At 58.8% G+C, this 14050-nt stretch carries 14 protein-coding genes; 4 read left to right on the top strand and 10 right to left on the bottom strand.

Annotation, left to right across the window (positions count from 1 at the left end):
- Positions 1 to 31 precede the first annotated feature (31 nt).
- From ACODR9_RS01675 to ACODR9_RS01655, 5 genes are all read right to left on the bottom strand, one after another.
- A complete protein-coding gene (locus ACODR9_RS01675; protein ID WP_488807268.1) occupies positions 32 to 1237 on the bottom strand; it encodes an MFS transporter in 1206 nt (401 codons plus the stop codon).
- Positions 1234 to 2130 carry a pirin family protein gene (locus ACODR9_RS01670; protein ID WP_488807267.1) on the bottom strand — a complete coding sequence of 299 codons (897 nt, stop codon included), beginning with the start codon at positions 2128 to 2130 and terminating at the stop codon, positions 1234 to 1236. Before ACODR9_RS01670 ends, ACODR9_RS01675 begins: the two co-directional genes overlap by 4 nt.
- Positions 2131 to 2232: 102 nt before the next feature.
- Positions 2233 to 2529, bottom strand: coding sequence for a putative quinol monooxygenase (locus ACODR9_RS01665; RefSeq protein WP_488807266.1), 297 nt, complete (start codon positions 2527 to 2529; stop codon positions 2233 to 2235).
- 13 nt (positions 2530 to 2542) lie between these two features.
- Positions 2543 to 3292, bottom strand: coding sequence for an SDR family NAD(P)-dependent oxidoreductase (locus tag ACODR9_RS01660; protein WP_488807265.1), 750 nt, complete (start codon positions 3290 to 3292; stop codon positions 2543 to 2545).
- 82 nt (positions 3293 to 3374) lie between these two features.
- Positions 3375 to 4097 carry an isochorismatase family protein gene (locus ACODR9_RS01655; RefSeq protein WP_488807264.1) on the bottom strand — a complete coding sequence of 241 codons (723 nt, stop codon included), beginning with the start codon at positions 4095 to 4097 and terminating at the stop codon, positions 3375 to 3377.
- A 194-nt stretch (positions 4098 to 4291) separates the two neighbouring features.
- Here ACODR9_RS01655 and ACODR9_RS01650 point away from each other — a divergent pair, with 194 nt between their 5' ends.
- Both ACODR9_RS01650 and ACODR9_RS01645 read left to right on the top strand, forming a co-directional pair.
- Positions 4292 to 5239, top strand: coding sequence for a LysR substrate-binding domain-containing protein (locus ACODR9_RS01650; RefSeq protein WP_488807263.1), 948 nt, complete (start codon positions 4292 to 4294; stop codon positions 5237 to 5239).
- Positions 5240 to 5310: 71 nt separating this feature from the next.
- On the top strand, positions 5311 to 5985 hold the full coding sequence (locus ACODR9_RS01645) for a LysE/ArgO family amino acid transporter (RefSeq protein ID WP_488807262.1): 675 nt from the start codon (positions 5311 to 5313) through the stop codon (positions 5983 to 5985).
- A 68-nt stretch (positions 5986 to 6053) separates the two neighbouring features.
- Here ACODR9_RS01645 and prmB read toward each other — a convergent pair whose 3' ends face one another.
- The 5 genes from prmB to ACODR9_RS01620 form a co-directional block, all read right to left on the bottom strand.
- The gene (gene prmB, locus ACODR9_RS01640) at positions 6054 to 6974 is read right to left on the bottom strand and encodes a 50S ribosomal protein L3 N(5)-glutamine methyltransferase (RefSeq protein ID WP_488807261.1); all 921 of its coding nucleotides are present in this window, start codon (positions 6972 to 6974) and stop codon (positions 6054 to 6056) included.
- 185 nt (positions 6975 to 7159) lie between these two features.
- Complete coding sequence (locus ACODR9_RS01635) at positions 7160 to 8536, bottom strand: phosphomannomutase/phosphoglucomutase (protein WP_488807260.1); 1377 nt, start codon at positions 8534 to 8536, stop codon at positions 7160 to 7162.
- A 77-nt stretch (positions 8537 to 8613) separates the two neighbouring features.
- Positions 8614 to 9642, bottom strand: coding sequence for an anthranilate phosphoribosyltransferase (gene trpD, locus ACODR9_RS01630; protein ID WP_488807259.1), 1029 nt, complete (start codon positions 9640 to 9642; stop codon positions 8614 to 8616).
- Positions 9643 to 9732: 90 nt separating this feature from the next.
- Positions 9733 to 10302, bottom strand: a complete 570-nt coding sequence (locus ACODR9_RS01625; protein WP_488807258.1) for an aminodeoxychorismate/anthranilate synthase component II — start codon at positions 10300 to 10302, stop codon at positions 9733 to 9735.
- Between the two features lie 98 nt (positions 10303 to 10400).
- Positions 10401 to 10553, bottom strand: a complete 153-nt coding sequence (locus ACODR9_RS01620; protein ID WP_488807257.1) for a helix-turn-helix transcriptional regulator — start codon at positions 10551 to 10553, stop codon at positions 10401 to 10403.
- A 619-nt stretch (positions 10554 to 11172) separates the two neighbouring features.
- Between ACODR9_RS01620 and ACODR9_RS01615 the strand changes: the two genes are divergently transcribed.
- Positions 11173 to 11406: a hypothetical protein gene (locus ACODR9_RS01615; protein ID WP_488807256.1), complete on the top strand. Its 234-nt coding sequence runs from the start codon at positions 11173 to 11175 to the stop codon at positions 11404 to 11406.
- A 438-nt stretch (positions 11407 to 11844) separates the two neighbouring features.
- Positions 11845 to 13890: a methyl-accepting chemotaxis protein gene (locus tag ACODR9_RS01610; RefSeq protein ID WP_488807255.1), complete on the top strand. Its 2046-nt coding sequence runs from the start codon at positions 11845 to 11847 to the stop codon at positions 13888 to 13890.
- Positions 13891 to 14050: the final 160 nt, after the last annotated feature.

The following is a 14050-nucleotide window of genomic DNA, read 5'->3' as shown; positions in this document are numbered from 1 at the left end:
CAGGCTCCGGCAATGACAGAAGAAAGCCATGCTAATGGCTGCGTGGCCGCATGGCAAACAGCATGGCGGCAAGCAGGGCACCTGCCAGAAACAGCCAGCGTGCCACGCTCCAGTCGGTGGAGCCTGCCACCATGGCTGCCAGCAACAAGGGGCCGAGCAATTGGCCGACATTGGCCAGTTGCACAAAGTAGCCTTGCAAAATAGCCAGCCGCACCGGGCCGCGACTCAGCCCATGCGCAGAAGACAGGGCCGCCGGCGGTACGGCACCACCACAGAAGGAAAGCACCAGGCACAGCAAATAGGCAGCATCCGGCGACAGACCGGGCCAGAAGGCAAGCAGGCCGCTCAGCCCCATCAGCCCTAGTGCGGTGCAAATCAGCGTATCGCGCCCCATGCCTCGACGCAGCAACCAGGCTCCGACGAGATTGCCGGGAATATTGGCTACCACGGCCAGCGCCGACAGCAGGGCAATACGGCTGGTGCTCAAATCCGGCCGACCATGCAGCATGGTTGGCAGCCAGACAAACACCGCCCACAGCATCAGCGTATACAGCATGAAAGCCAGGCCATAGCGCCAGACTGCCGACTGGCGTAGCACGGCAAACGGTGCTGCCTGCTGCGCTGTAGATGACGGTGCCTGCGTGCCGCATTGCCGGAACACCGGCTTGCATGCCAGTAGCAATATCATGGCTAGCAGCTGCAGCGCCATGCCGGCCAGCCAGGCCAGCCGCCAGCCCCCCAGTGCCGCCAATGCGGGCGTCAGCAGCATGCCGATGGCGGCACCCAGCGGCAGGTTTACCGCCCACAGGCTGAGCGCCAGCCGCTTGTCCCGCTCACTGGCCAGGCTGACGATCATGCCGGGCATGGCCACTGATACCAGCAAAAAGCCGATGCCTTCGATGACGCGCGAAGCCAGCATCATGCTTAGTCCGCTTGCTGGCAGGGCCAGTCCGCCGCCAAGCAGCAACAGCAGCAGACCGATGACGCCTGCTTGCAGGGCATTCCAGCGCGCCAGCAGCAAGCCCATAAACAGACTGAGCACAATGGCGAGGCTGTTGAAGGCCGAAGCGATCCAGCCGCCTTGCACCAGCGTCAGCGCCAGCTCATGACGCAACAGTCCAAGCACCGCTGGCACCTTGCCCAGGCAGAAGGCACCGGCAGCGCCTGCGAAGATGGCAATCAGCAAGGCAGGCCAGTGGGTGGCCGCTGTGGCTGAAGGCTGGGCCGGGGGCGTCATGCGGGTTGCCGACTGTTGTGCAGCCAGTCGTCGTTCAATTGGCCGAACTCGCCGCGCTGATAAGCACGAACGCGGTCGTTGATTTCCTCGCTGCTATTCATCACAAAGGGGCCGTGCTTGACCAGCGGCTCGTTCAGCGCCGGGCCGGACAATAAGACAAAGTGACAGCCTGCCGCCGCGTACAGCTGCAGTTGGGCAGATTGCACTGCCGTGGCTTCCAGGCCGATACCGACTGCGCTGCCTGCCGGGATGTCTACTGTCTGGCCTGCGGCTTGCAGTTGCAGCGGGCCATTGATGGCGTAGAGCATGGCGTTCCAGCCGGGTTCCAGCACATGGGCAAAGCGCTGGTCTGGATCCATAAAGCCATCCAGCAAGGTAAAGGCTTCCGGCAGTGCTGCCGTATGGGCGGCATGGATGCCATTGCTGCTACCGGCTGCCACCCGTACCCGCACGCCCGGAGCATGGTACTCCGGGATGTCTGCCGGTTCGGCATGGACGGCAAACGGTGGCTGCATTTTCTTGCTGGCCGGCAGGTTGACGAAAATCTGCAGTGCATGCACGTGCGGATTGCTGCCTTCCGGTTGTTCGGTATGTACCGCGCCGCGCCCGGCGGCCAGCCAGTGCAGGGCACCTGGCACGATGGGGCCCTGATTGCCCATGGAGTCGTAATTGACATGTGGGCTGCTGGCGTCTTCGAACATATAGGTTACGGCAGAGATACCAGCGTGCGGGTGCGGTTCAAAAGTGGGGCTGGTCATGTGGAAGTGGTCCACCATCACCACCGGGTCAATCAGCCCTGCGAACATCTGCTCGCCAAAATGCTGGGCCTGGAAGCCTGTGCCGATGGTGAGCGGCTGGCCGTGGACCGGTGCGGAAATCTTCAGTTGCGTCATCCTGATTGCCGCCGGGCCAAACGGCCGCAGCGTTGTTGAGCGTGGCTGACTAAAAGCGTGCTGCGGCTTTAGCCTTGGGAGTGCGCTATTTTGTTAGCCGCACTAAAGTGGCCGGGGCTGCCAGTGCCGCAGCAGTCGCGCTGCGGCAAACATGCTTTGAACCTTGGCGAAGTAGGGTTGGTAATACGCCCGCTGCAATTGCACCTCTTCCAGATGACGGCGGCTGCTCCAGCCTTCCATGAGCAGGATGCGGCAGGGGTCGTCATCGTTCTGGAAGACTTCAAAGCGCAGGCAGTCTGCCTCTTGCTGCAGGATGAAGCGGCTGAACTGCCCTAGCTCTTGCAGGAATTCCGCCAGACATTCCGGTTCGATGGTCAGCTCCACCGTCAGTACATGCATGTCAGCCTCAGCCTTACAGGGCATCGGTCAGGCCGCCATCGGTCAGCAGGGTGCGGCCGGTAATCCAGCGTGCGTCTTCGCTAGCCAGGAATGCCACCACGTCGGCGATGTCTTGCGGTTGTGCCACCCTCCCCAGTGGCGTGCCATTGGCCACGGCTTCGCGGCGGGCCAGCGGCGTGGCGGCGGTCATGTCGGTTTCGGTCATGGCTGGTGCCACTGCATTGACGGTAATGCCGCGCGGCCCCAGTTCCAGGGCATAGGCGTGGGTCAGTACCGAGACGGCCGCCTTGCTGGCCGAGTAAATGGCGGTGCCAATGCGTGGTGCGTAAATCAGATTGCTGGACACATTGACGATGCGCCCGCCAAGTTCGGGAAAAAACGGCAGGGCATGGCGGGTCATCAGCAGCATGCTGCCCATATTGCCGTCGAACACCCGGGCAATATGCTCGGCATCCACGTCGGCCAGGCTGCGCCCCTCGAACACCCCGGCATTGTTGATCAGGATGTCGATGCGGCCAAAGCGTGTGGCGATGACGGACAGCACATCGCGCACGTCCTGTTCCTGACTGACATCGGCCGCATAGGCTACCGCCTTGCCACCCTGGCTGATGATGTCGGCGACAACATACTCAGCCTGTTGCTGATTGCTGCGATAAACAATCACCACCTGCGCGCCCTGGCTGGCCAGTTTGCGGGCGATGGCTGCACCAATACCACGTGAACCACCGGTTACCACGGCGATCTTGTCTGCTTGTTTCATCATGAATCTGCTCTGTCTGGCTTAACGGAGGGCGGTTTGCAGCCAGCGCCACCAAGCAGGCGCTGGCTGGTTTCAGTGCAATGGCTTACTTCTTGGTGAAGCCGCTTTGCATCTGCCATACCAGGGTGGCAAACGGCATGTCCAGATCGCCATAAACATCGTGTGCCTTGGGATCGGTATTGCTACGCAGCATTTCCACCGCCACCGTGGCATAGTCGGTTACCGGGATGCCAGCACCCAACAGGCGCTGCAGGCCGGAGGTGCGCTTGGTTTCGTTGAAGGTGCCGGAGGCATCCAGTACCACGCGGGTATCATAGCCAGCAGCCTTGGCTGACAGTGCCGGGAAGCTGGCACAGATTTCCAGCGATACCCCAGCCACCACAATTTGCTTGCGGCCAGTTTTTTCAATGGCTGCTCGGACTTTCGGATCATCCCAGGCATTGATCATGGTGCGGCTGATCACCTGTACGCCGGGCAGGGCGGCAGTCAGTTCCGGCATGGTCGGGCCCCACATGCCGTCCGGCATGGTGGCCGTTACGATAACCGGCACGCCCAGGGTGCGTGCTGCTTTGGCCAGTGCCACAACGTTATGCTTCAGATCGCCAACCGTGGTATCACGCACGCCACTGATCAGACCGACTTGATGGTCAACCAGCAGCAGCACAGTGTTGTCACGCGACAGCATGCTGAGGTTGGCATTCTGTTGCACGGCTGCCGGCACAGCAGCGGCGGCGGGCATGGAGACGCTCGCGGCAGACAGGGTGGCAAGGCCGATCAGGGTGGCGGAGAGCAGTTGGCGGATTTTCATGGCTTGGTCCTTTGCGATGTGGTTGAAACAATCTGGCCATGCCCCGTGGTCTGGTTTGGGTAGGGACTGTACGAAAGGCTTGATTGCGTGGAGGTATTATGGGCAAGGGACTCAGGATTAAAATATAGGAAAAATCGTATTTATCGTTCCACTGGTAGAACGATATTCTGCAGGCTGTACGCAAGGAAATACCCATGATTCCGCTCGCACTTGATTTGAACGATCTGTTTCTGTTTTCCCAAGTGGTGCAGCGCCAGGGCTTCAGCGCGGCTGCCCGTTCGCTGGGCCTGCCCAAGTCGCGCATTTCGCGCCGGGTCAGTTTGCTGGAAGAAAGACTGGAAACGCGCCTGCTGCAGCGTAACGCGCGCAATCTGCGGCTGACCGATGCCGGTGCAGCGCTGTATGCCCACTGCCTGGCCATGCTGGCCGAAGCCCAGGCGGGTGAAGCAGCCGTACGCCAGCGCCAGCAGGAGCCCAGTGGCCAGGTGCGCCTGAGCGTACCGATTGCCATTGCCGATGCCGTGTTGTCCCGTCTGCTGCCTGCTTTCATGCAGCGCTATCCCAAGGTCAGATTGGCGGTGCAGGCCAGTAATCGCCAGGTGGATTTGCTGGAAGAGGGCGTGGATGTGGTGGTGCGTGGTGTTGGCTTTGAACAGGCATCTTCCAGCCTGGTGCAGGTTAGTCTGTGTACCGCCCAATGGGGATTGCTGGCCACGCCGGCATGGCTGGCGCAATGGGGGGATGTTCCATTGCCGCAACAGCTGGAGGGGCATGACAGCCTGATGTTTGGTCCGCTGGACGGTGGCGCTGATGTCTTGCTGTTGCGCCACGAATCTGGCAGCTACCAGGATGTACGAGTCAACGTACTGCTACGTAGCGACAATGTTCAAACACTGAAGCAGGCGGCACTGGCCGGGCTGGGGGTGGCTGGCCTGCCCCTGTATAGCTGTGCCGAGGAACTGGCAGATGGTCGCTTGCAGCTGCTGCTGCCGCAGTGGCGACCAAAGGATGGGCGGCTCGTCATGCTGTACCCGACGCGACGTGGCTTGTCACCGGCAGTGCGGGTGTTGATTGACTTCTTCAAGAGCGAGTTGCCAAGCATATTGGAGTATCGTGCTTGCCAGGGAGAGGATTTTGATTAGAATTTCTAATCATATATAAAAATTATTAGCTTAACTTCTATTCAAATTAACTCTAAGCTACGCGCCTATTCATGGCTCACGTTGCCACCCGGCAAAGCGGCCGCTTGTATGGCGAGAAAATCATGTTCAACTGGAATGTCTATCTGGCTGCACTGGGGCTATCCACCAGCCAGATCGTGGGCATTGGCCCACAAAATGCCTTTATCATCCGCCAGGGAATCGGGCGCAGCCATATCCTGCCCATCGTGCTGATTTGCATCGTGGCGGATGTACTGCTGATCAGCTGTGGTGTGCTGGGTATGGGCAAGGTCATCGGGTCTATACCGGGCTTCGTGCAGACCGTGGCCTGGCTTGGAGCAGGCTTCTTGTTGTGGCTGGGCTTCAAGTCGTTTCGCGCTGCCGCCCACCCTGGGGCGCTCAAGCTGGAAGGCGCAGTGGAGCGGGACCGGGAAAAGGCCATTCGCACCATCTTGCTGGTGACACTGCTTAATCCCTATGTCTGGCTGGATACCGTGATACTGATTGGCAGCGTGGCATCGGTGTATGGCAGCCATGCTGCGCCATCCTTCATTTTGGGAAGCATTACCGCCTCGGTCATGTGGTTTACCGGCATCGGTTTTTTTGCCGGTAAGCTGGCACCATTTTTTCAGAAAGAAAGCAGCTGGCGCGTACTGGACTGCGCCATCGGCTTGATCATGTTGTTTACCAGCAGCCTGCTGTTATGGAATTACGGCTTCAGTCATTGAGACTTGGTGCTGAAATGCAAAAAAGCCGGACAGTTGTCCGGCTTTTGCTATTGGCGTAGGCGCAGGCCTTATTCGGCGGCCTCGTCCAGTGCCAGACCATTGATCAGGTCTTCGCGAGTCAGCAGGAAGACAAAGCCGTCGCCGCTGGCGGTTTCCATCCACATGAAGGGCAAGTTGGGGAAGCATTCTTCCAGCATCTCGCGATTGTGGCCGATTTCCACCAGCAACACGCCGTGCTCGGTGAGGAGGTCCGGTGCGCGGCGCAGGATTTCACGGGTGGCATCCAGGCCATCTTCGCCCGAACCCAGCGCAATTTCCGGCTCGTGCAGGTATTCCTGCGGCAGGGCATCGACCGATTCGGCATCCACATAGGGCGGATTGGCGATGATCAGGTCGTAGGGCTCTTCCAGGCCTTCGCACAGGTCGCTATGAATCAGCTGGATCTGCTCTTCCAGGCCGTAGTTCTGCACATTGATGGCGGCTACTTCCAGCGCATCCAGCGAAATGTCGACGGCGTCGATTTCGGCATCCGGGTAGTGGTGAGCCAGCTGGATAGCCAGGCAGCCAGAGCCGGTGCACAAGTCCAGCGCGCGGTGTACCAGTTCCGGATGTTCAATCCACGGCTGCAGCGGCTCGCCCAGCAGTTCGTAGATAAAGGAGCGCGGTACCAGTACGCGCTCGTCAACATAAAAGCTAAATTCACCCTGCCAGGCTTCATGGGTGAGATAGGCCACCGGTACTTTTTCTTCGGCACGACGTTCGATCAGATCAATCACGTCCTTAACCTCGGTCGGCAGCAGGCGGGCATCCAGATAGGGCTCCAGCCGGTCGATCGGCAGCTTCAGCGTGGTGAGGATGAGGTAGGCGGCTTCATCGTGAGCATTGTCGGTGCCATGGCCATAGGTGAGGCCGGCCTGGTTGAAACGCGATACCGCAAAACGCAGCAGATCGCGTACGGTGCTAAAGCTGCTGGCAGCCTGTGCGTACATGCATATCCTTTCAGAACAAGGCAGGGTTTTGTCTTGTCGATAATGACAAGGGACATGGCATGCCATGTCCCTTGCAGTCTGGTTTGGTCGCCATTATAGCCAAGCGACCGTTACCGTACTACGTCTGTATCTTGCCGATGGCGTGGAGGGCGAGTTTCAGGCCGCAGTCACGCAATCAGGCCGGCTCAGAACGGCAGCGCTGCGTCGGTGGCGGTGGCCAGTACGCGGCGGAAGTCGGCCTTGATGCGCTCCAGTGCCTCAGCATTATCGGCTTCAAAGCGCAGCACAATCACCGGTGTGGTGTTGGACGCACGTGCCAGGCCAAAGCCATCGGCGTATTCCACGCGCAGGCCGTCCAGCGTATTGATTTCGTCAGCACCGTCAAACTTGGCTGATTTTTGCAGTTTGGCGATCAGTGCGTGGTTTTCGCCCTCGGCCTTCATCTTGAGGTTGAGTTCCGGAGTGGAAATGGCGTTGGGCAGTGCGTTGAGAACGGCGCTGGGGTCTTCCACGCGCGACAATACTTCCAGCAGGCGCACGCCAGCGTACATGCCGTCGTCAAAGCCATACCAGCGTTCCTTGAAGAACACATGGCCGCTCATTTCACCGGCCAGCAGGGCGCCGGTTTCCTTGATCTTGGCCTTGATAAAGCTATGGCCGGTACGGGCCATTACCGGTTCGCCGCCATTTTCCAGAATCCACGGCTTGAGCAGGCGGGTGGATTTGACGTCGTAGATGATCTTGGCTTTGGGGTTGCGTTCCAGCACGTCGGCAGCAAACAGCATGAGCTGACGATCCGGCCAGATGATATTGCCGTCCTTGGTTACCACGCCCAGGCGGTCGCCATCGCCATCAAACGCCAGGCCCAGTTCGGAGTCAGTCTTGGCCAGCGCTTCAATCACATCCTGCAGGTTTTCCGGTTTGGCCGGGTCCGGGTGGTGATTGGGGAAGGTGCCATCCACGTCGCAGAACAACTCGCGCACGCGGCAACCCAGACGACGGAACAGTACCGGGGCAAAGGCACCGGCCACGCCGTTGCCGCAATCCACCACAATGTTCATGTTGCGATCCAGCTTGACGTCGCTGGTAATGCGATCCAGATAAGCTTCCACGATGTCGTGGGTGCGATAGCTGCCTTCGCCATGGCTCAGGTCTTTGTTCTTGATGCGCTGGAACAGGCCCTGGATATCGTCGCCAGCCAGGGTATCGCCAGCCAGCATCATCTTGAAGCCGTTATAGTCGGGCGGATTGTGGCTGCCGGTTACCATTACGCCGGACAGGGTGCCCAGCTCGTAGGCGGCAAAGTACAACATGGGGGTGGCCACGCGGCCTACGTCGATCACATCCACGCCGGCGGCACGGATGCCAGCCCCCAGCGCTTCGCTCAGGTCCGGGCCGGACAGGCGGCCATCACGGCCAATCACGATGGCTTTTACCTTGCGCGCCTGTGCTTCGGAACCGATGGCGTGGCCGATCTGCTGGGCAACTTCAACCGTCAGGGTTTTGCCGACGATGCCTCGGATATCGTAGGCCTTGAAAATATCTTTTGAAGGTGTGCTCATGATGGTAGTCAAAATCTCGTAAGCAGAAATCAGTAGAAATCAGCCCGCCAATGATGACGGGCGCAAAATGGCGGCTATCAGCTTGCCAGCGACTGGCTCAGGCTGATCAGCTGTTCCAGCTTCTGCCGTGCCTTGCCTGCGGCCAGCACCTGTCGGGCAAGCGCAATCCCTTGCGGCAGGGTGGCGCAAAGGTCGGCAGTATAAATGGCCGCACCAGCATTGAGTACGACTATGTCGTGAGCCGGACCGGGCTGGTTATCCAGTACCGACAGCAGGATGTCGCGTGAGGCCGCTGCGCTGGTGGCCTGGATGTCCTTCAGCTCGAAGAAGCTGAAGCCCAGCTCGCGCGGGTCCAGCAGGTATTCTTCGATCTGGCCGTTTTTTAGCTCCGCCACCATGGTGCGGTCGCTAAGGGTGATTTCATCCAGCCCGTCCAGCCCGTGCACGATCATCACATGCTTGCTGCCCAGTTGCTTGAGCACGCGTGACTGAATGCCGACCAGGTCGGGGTGGAAGACCCCCATGATCTGGTGATCAGCATTGGCTGGGTTGGTTAGCGGCCCCAGGATATTGAAGATGGTACGTGCACCCAGTTCCTTGCGGATGGGCGCGACATGCTTCATTGCGCTGTGATGATTGGGGGCGAACATGAAACCGACACCGATTTCATCAATACAGTGCGCCACTTGCTCTGGTGTCAGGTTCAGATTGACACCCAGCAGCTCCAGCACATCGGCGCTGCCAGAACTGGATGACACCGAGCGACCGCCGTGCTTGGCCACGCGGGCCCCGGCTGCCGCCACCACGAAAGCCGCCGTGGTGGAAATATTAAAGGTATGGCTTTTGTCCCCGCCCGTACCGCAGGTGTCAATCAGGTGTTCGTGCTGACTCACCGGCACTGGCGTGGCAAATTCGCGCATTACCGTAGCGGCGGCGGCAATTTCGGAAACACTCTCCACCTTGGTGCGCAGGCCGATCAGGATGGCCGCAGTCTGGGCCGGTGTCAGTTCGCCACGCATGATCTGGCGCATCAGATCCAGCATTTCGTCAAAAAACAGTTCGTTGCCGTCAATAAGCCGGTTCAGCGCGGCTTGTGGGGTAAGCATGATGGGGTCCTTGAGGCTCGGGTACGTTGCCGCTTGTTGATGGGCACTGCAAGCAAAAACCTGCCGCAAGGGCAGGGGGCTTGGGCAGGCTCAGGCAAATTCCTTGAGGAAGTTATCCAGCATCTGGTGGCCATGCTGGGTAAGGATGGATTCAGGGTGGAACTGTACCCCTTCGATGGGCAGCGTTTTATGACGCACTCCCATGATTTCACCGTCATCCGTCCAGGCGGTGATTTCCAGGCAGTCCGGCAGGCTGGCCCGCTCAATCACCAGCGAGTGGTAACGGGTGCAGCTTACCGGGTTGGGCAGGTCGCGGAACATGCCTACATTATGATGATGAACCGGTGACACCTTGCCATGCATCAGCTGCTGGGCGTGGATGATTTTGCCGCCAAACGCCTGGCCAATGCCCTGATGACCAAGACAAACCCCCATGATGGGCAGCTTGCCGGCAAAGTGCTTGATGGCGGCAACCGAAATACCTGCCTCATTAGGCGTGCATGGTCCGGGAGAAATCACCAGATACTGCGGCTGCAAAGCCTCTATCTGCTCCAGTGTGATTTCGTCATTGCGAAACACCTTCACCTCCTGCTTCAGCTCGCCGAAGTATTGCACCAGGTTGTAGGTAAAGGAGTCGTAGTTATCAATCATGAGCAACATATTTAGCCTAACGCCTTGTATCCATTGACTTGTACTGTCGATATTGCAGCCCGTTACTCACAACATCACTCATCGTGCTGCGCGATGGGCCTGCTCTTTCATTGGAGGTCGCTCTCTTCTGACCATCGAAATGAGAATTCGTACTTAACCGGGGCCGGGAAAGTTTTGTCCTCAATCTTACGGTAGATGGTGCTCTTGTGCCAGCCGGTCAGCTTTGCACTTTCCCTGAATGCAAGTGGCTTTTCACGCATTTTTTACGCCTTGGCAATGTCATTTTGGTCATCTGTCACCGGGTACCGAATGCTGGCTGTTACGGATGTGGCGCAGGCCGGGTCTGATATCGGGAAGGTTTTCCCGGCCAGATGGGATGGGCAAGGACGAGGTATTACTTGCAAATCGCTCCAGGCAGGCTGCTGAGGCCGGATCGGTTTGATCTGCGGGGTAGGCGCGGAGCGGCGGTAAAGGCCGTATCTAGTTCGCTCGATTAAGCGCCGCTTGTCGGGCTGATTCAGCCAATAAAATAAAACTCATGCAAGTTGTTGAATTTGCTATAAATCACTACAGGATCAGTCATTTGATGCCTGTGAAGCGGCCTGCTTCTGCCTGGTAGTTAAGGCGGCTGAGTGGGTAGGTAAAAAACCGGCTGCCATGCGGCACCGACAAGCCCGCATAGGTGTTAAAGCTGATGCACAGAAGATGGGGTGCCAGCCCTGTTGGTGCAGTAGGGATGCACCATAAATAGTCCTGCGCAATACATAACAAACCGTAGCGCCCAGCTTCCAATTTGGTCCGCGCTTGCACGTGATTGTCAGCGCCGGAAAAACAAGGCGGTTAACGCCAATCATACCTATCCACCGAAGGAGATGAGACATGGAACCTGTCTACGCCATGATGGCTACCCCCGCCTATCTCGGCATCGGTTTTCTGCTGGCACTGGCTGTGCTGAGCTACGTTGCTTATGAGGACTACTTCTATGTAGTGGGCGATACGATCAACGCTGCCATTGTGATGATGTTCTGGCCGTTGGTGCTGGCTGTTCTGATTTACATCAGATTGCAGTCCCTGGCAGAACACAGGATGACGCCTGCCCATCACGCTGAGTGATGGTTGGTCTTGCCGCTTTCCCTGCGCGGGGTTGGGCTGCCGCCAGCTCCGCGCTCACCAGCACAGTGCAAGGGCCGCCATGCCTGACGCACCCAACACCACAGCCGCCTGCGGGCGGCTTGGTTTATTACCAGCACGGGCAGCTCAACCCCAACCTTGCCTGCGCGGGCAAGATTTCACTACTTCAACGCCTGCTTTCCCCGGCATGCGCACTCCATGCATAGTCGCTTGGCAATCTTGTTGCTCTGCAATGTCTTTCATTGAAGATGGCCGCCATTTCCACTGCTTTCGGGATGTACTGTTATATTGATTTTAATCAATAGCAGTCCGGTTTTGCCGCAGGGAAGGGGCGAAACCATATTATGATGCGCCGGAAAAATAGACCAATGTACTAAGCAGCAAATCCTGGCTGCCCACCCATACCCACCGGCTATCAATATGTCAAAACCATCTGCCGCATTGCGCGGCTCACTCAGTATTGCCACCAAGTTAAACCTGGTTCTTTCCATTTTACTGATTGTCTTTCTCGGCATTGCTGCCACTTGGCTTACGCATTGGCAGGGCGAGCGCATGCAGATTCAGATGCAGCAGGAAATGCAGCAAGCCAACCGGCAGGTCATCGACATGATGGATGCCTATGCGGCTCAGCTGGAGCGCTCTGCCGTGCTGGGGGAAGCGGCCCTGCGAGCAGGCTTGCCCGGTGCCGTGTCCGTTTTGCCGGAACGTGGCGACACGGGTGGCAAATCCTTGCCCCTGCTGCGCATTGGCGATCGGATTATCAACAATAGCCAGGTGGAGGTTGATCGTTTTACCCGCAGTACCGGCTCGCTGGCGACCATCTTCATCAAGGATGGTAGTGAATGGGTGCGCATTGCCACCTCAGTCAAAAAGGAAGATGGCAGCCGCGCGGTGGGTTCGCCGCTGCGCCATGACTCTCCGGCCTATGCCAGCCTGAATGCTGGCCGTGCCTATACGGGGCCGGCCCAGTTGTTTGGCCGAGATTTCATGACCTTGTACACCCCGTTGAGCAATGAATCCGGTCAAGTGGTAGCTGCCCTGTTTGTGGGCGAGGAGTTCACTGCCAGCCTGGCGGCACTCCGCCAAAAAATCATGGCGGTGCGGTTTGGCGAATCCGGCTATGTCTATGCCTTTGATGCCCGCAGCGAGCCGGGCCGCATGATGATTCACCCGCACTCGCAGGGCAAGAATCTGCTGGATTTCAAGGATAGGGATGGTATCGCCATCAACCGGGTAATGGTTGAGCAAAAACGCGGACTGCTGCATTACCACTGGGCAAAGCCGGACAGCAACGAGGCCGTACGCCCCAAGATTGCAGTGTTTGATACGTTTGAACGCTGGGGCTGGATTGTCGCTGCCAGCAGTTATGAGGATGAGTTTGCTGCCCAACTGATGGAAATGCGCATGCGCTTGGCTGTTGGCACGTTGATCATTATCGCACTGTTGTTTGGCACCACATTCTGGGCCAGTCGCACCTGGGTTGCCCGCCCACTGGCGCAAGCGGTTGAGGCGATCCGCTGTGTTGCCAGTGGTGACTTGACGGTACATTTTGCGGCCCGGAGCCAGGACGAAGTAGGGAAGCTGCTGCAGGCGGCAGATGAGATGAGTAGCCGTCTGCGCAGCATGATAGGCGATGTGGAGCGCAGCCTGGTTTCCCTGTCCACTCAGGCGAAGTCGCTGGTGAACATATCGGAAGATGTTTCTGCCGCATCGGGCGATCAGAATGCCGCAGCCAGCGCCATGGCTGCCTGCGTGGAGGAGATGAGCAGTAGCATTAATCAGGTTGCCCGCCATGCCGAACTGGCCAGGCAGATGGCAGCGGATGCCAGCCATCGCGCGGAAAACGGTGCGCAGGTTGTCGGGCAGGCCACGGATGCCATGGGGCAGATTGCCGTGGCCGTCCGGCAGGCAGGGCAAACCGTACGCCAGCTGGATGGGCTGTCGGAGCAGATTGCCGAAGTGGTTACCGTGATTCGTGACATTGCCGACCAAACCAACCTCTTGGCCTTGAATGCGGCCATCGAGGCGGCGCGTGCCGGTGAGGCCGGGCGTGGTTTTGCTGTGGTGGCGGACGAAGTGCGCAAGCTGGCTGAGCGAACCACCCAGTCCACGCTGCAGATTACCGATACCGTCAGCAAGATCCAGCAAGGTGCCCGCCTGGCCGTTGAACACATGGAAAACGGCGTGCTGCAGGTGGATAGCGGCGTAAGCAGTGCCAGTGATGCCGCCAACAGCTTGCAGGCCATCCGCGACGGTGCCGGCCAGGTTGGTCGTGCGGTCAGTGGAATTTCCGAAGCCCTGAGCGAACAGGATTCCGCCAGCCGGGACATCGCACTGAATGTAGAGAAAATCGCCCAGCAAGCTGATGGCAATCATGGCAAAGCCAGGGCAGCCGCCACGTCTGCCACCACGCTGGCCGGCCTGGCCGATGCACTGCGCGCCAGCATCAGTCGCTTCAAGGTGTAAAGACAGCCGCACGGCAAGCCAGTCCGTGCTGCGTCATCCAAGGCCCGGCTTGTCCGGGCCTTATTGCTTGCATGGGCGGGAAAAAGCCCGCTTGCCTTGCCGCCATTGGACGAGGTGGCAGATAGCCGTGGCAGCGCTGCTGCGCACAGCACAATATTGT

Source organism: Aquitalea sp. FG25 (assembly GCF_057809375.1).
Note: the sequence above shows the minus strand (reverse complement) of the source record. Positions and strands in the feature narration are given on the sequence as shown.

Excerpts from the sequence above, each read along its gene's own strand:
- prmB (WP_488807261.1), bottom strand. The coding sequence starts at position 6,974 with ATGTACGCACAGGCTGCCAGCAGCTTTAGCACCGTACGCGATCTGCTG.
- ACODR9_RS01670 (WP_488807267.1), bottom strand. The coding sequence starts at position 2,130 with ATGACGCAACTGAAGATTTCCGCACCGGTCCACGGCCAGCCGCTCACC.
- ACODR9_RS01620 (WP_488807257.1), bottom strand. The coding sequence starts at position 10,553 with ATGCGTGAAAAGCCACTTGCATTCAGGGAAAGTGCAAAGCTGACCGGC.
- ACODR9_RS01665 (WP_488807266.1), bottom strand. The coding sequence starts at position 2,529 with ATGCATGTACTGACGGTGGAGCTGACCATCGAACCGGAATGTCTGGCG.
- ACODR9_RS01655 (WP_488807264.1), bottom strand. The coding sequence starts at position 4,097 with ATGAAAATCCGCCAACTGCTCTCCGCCACCCTGATCGGCCTTGCCACC.
- ACODR9_RS01645 (WP_488807262.1), top strand. The coding sequence starts at position 5,311 with ATGGCTCACGTTGCCACCCGGCAAAGCGGCCGCTTGTATGGCGAGAAA.
- trpD (WP_488807259.1), bottom strand. The coding sequence starts at position 9,642 with ATGCTTACCCCACAAGCCGCGCTGAACCGGCTTATTGACGGCAACGAA.
- ACODR9_RS01660 (WP_488807265.1), bottom strand. The coding sequence starts at position 3,292 with ATGATGAAACAAGCAGACAAGATCGCCGTGGTAACCGGTGGTTCACGT.
- ACODR9_RS01615 (WP_488807256.1), top strand. The coding sequence starts at position 11,173 with ATGGAACCTGTCTACGCCATGATGGCTACCCCCGCCTATCTCGGCATC.
- ACODR9_RS01610 (WP_488807255.1), top strand. The coding sequence starts at position 11,845 with ATGTCAAAACCATCTGCCGCATTGCGCGGCTCACTCAGTATTGCCACC.
- ACODR9_RS01675 (WP_488807268.1), bottom strand. The coding sequence starts at position 1,237 with ATGACGCCCCCGGCCCAGCCTTCAGCCACAGCGGCCACCCACTGGCCT.
- ACODR9_RS01650 (WP_488807263.1), top strand. The coding sequence starts at position 4,292 with ATGATTCCGCTCGCACTTGATTTGAACGATCTGTTTCTGTTTTCCCAA.
- ACODR9_RS01635 (WP_488807260.1), bottom strand. The coding sequence starts at position 8,536 with ATGAGCACACCTTCAAAAGATATTTTCAAGGCCTACGATATCCGAGGC.
- ACODR9_RS01625 (WP_488807258.1), bottom strand. The coding sequence starts at position 10,302 with ATGTTGCTCATGATTGATAACTACGACTCCTTTACCTACAACCTGGTG.